The following is a 1,854-nucleotide window of genomic DNA, read 5'->3' on the forward strand; positions in this document are numbered from 1 at the left end:
AACACAGTGGACGCGAGCAACTGAGGACAAGCCCTCGGCCTATTAGTACCGGTCAACTCCACACGTTACCGTGCTTCCATATCCGGCCTATCAACCCAGTCGTCTACTGGGAGCCTTACCCTCTCAAGGAGGTGGGAATACTCATCTCGAAGCAGGCTTCCCGCTTAGATGCTTTCAGCGGTTATCCCTCCCGAACGTAGCCAACCAGCCATGCCCTTGGCAGAACAACTGGCACACCAGAGGTTCGTCCGTCCCGGTCCTCTCGTACTAGGGACAGCCCTTCTCAATATTCCTACGCGCACAGCGGATAGGGACCGAACTGTCTCACGACGTTCTAAACCCAGCTCGCGTACCGCTTTAATGGGCGAACAGCCCAACCCTTGGGACCGACTCCAGCCCCAGGATGCGACGAGCCGACATCGAGGTGCCAAACCATCCCGTCGATATGGACTCTTGGGGAAGATCAGCCTGTTATCCCCGGGGTACCTTTTATCCGTTGAGCGACGGCGCTTCCACAAGCCACCGCCGGATCACTAGTCCCGACTTTCGTCCCTGCTCGACCCGTCGGTCTCACAGTCAAGCTCCCTTGTGCACTTACACTCAACACCTGATTGCCAACCAGGCTGAGGGAACCTTTGGGCGCCTCCGTTACTCTTTAGGAGGCAACCGCCCCAGTTAAACTACCCATCAGACACTGTCCCTGATCCGGATCACGGACCCAGGTTAGACATCCAGCACGACCAGACTGGTATTTCAACGACGACTCCCCCTGAACTGGCGTCCAGAGTTCACAGTCTCCCAGCTATCCTACACAAGCCGAACCGAACACCAATATCAAACTGTAGTAAAGGTCCCGGGGTCTTTCCGTCCTGCTGCGCGAAACGAGCATCTTTACTCGTAGTGCAATTTCACCGGGCCTATGGTTGAGACAGTCGAGAAGTCGTTACGCCATTCGTGCAGGTCGGAACTTACCCGACAAGGAATTTCGCTACCTTAGGATGGTTATAGTTACCACCGCCGTTTACTGGCGCTTAAGTTCTCAGCTTCGCCACCCCGAAGAGTGACTAACCGGTCCCCTTAACGTTCCAGCACCGGGCAGGCGTCAGTCCGTATACATCGCCTTACGGCTTCGCACGGACCTGTGTTTTTAGTAAACAGTCGCTTCTCGCTGGTCTCTGCGGCCACCCCCAGCTCAGAGCGCAAAGCCCATCACCGGATGTGGCCCCCCTTCTCCCGAAGTTACGGGGGCATTTTGCCGAGTTCCTTAACCATAGTTCACCCGAACGCCTCGGTATTCTCTACCTGACCACCTGAGTCGGTTTAGGGTACGGGCCGCCATGAAACTCGCTAGAGGCTTTTCTCGACAGCATAGGATCATCCACTTCACCACAATCGGCTCGGCATCAGGTCTCAGACTATTGCCAGGCGGATTTACCTACCTGACGTCCTACACCCTTACCCCGGGACAACCACCGCCCGGGATGGACTACCTTCCTGCGTCACCCCATCACTCACCTACTAACCGCTTGGTCCGGCGGCTCCACCACTCCCCTTCACCCGAAGGATCCAGGACGGCTTCACGGCCTTAGCATCACGATGCTCGATGTTTGACGCTTCACAGCGGGTACCGGAATATCAACCGGTTATCCATCGACTACGCCTGTCGGCCTCGCCTTAGGTCCCGACTTACCCTGGGCAGATCAGCTTGACCCAGGAACCCTTAGTCAATCGGCGCAAACGTTTCTCACGTTTGTATCGCTACTCATGCCTGCATTCTCACTCGTGAACCGTCCACAACTCGCTTCCGCGGCTGCTTCACCCGGCACACGACGCTCCCCTACCCATCCACACACC

The 1,854-nt window shown here is 56.7% G+C and carries 1 rRNA gene (only partly in view); it reads right to left on the bottom strand.

Features of this window, described 5'->3' with window-relative positions:
- Nucleotides 1-22: 22 nt before the first annotated feature.
- Nucleotides 23-1,854, bottom strand: a 23S ribosomal RNA gene (locus ABTX62_RS37740) (it continues 729 nt past the right edge of the window).

Origin of the sequence: Streptomyces sp. NPDC096046 (assembly GCF_040303285.1) — a bacterium.
Lineage (GTDB): Bacteria > Actinomycetota > Actinomycetes > Streptomycetales > Streptomycetaceae > Streptomyces.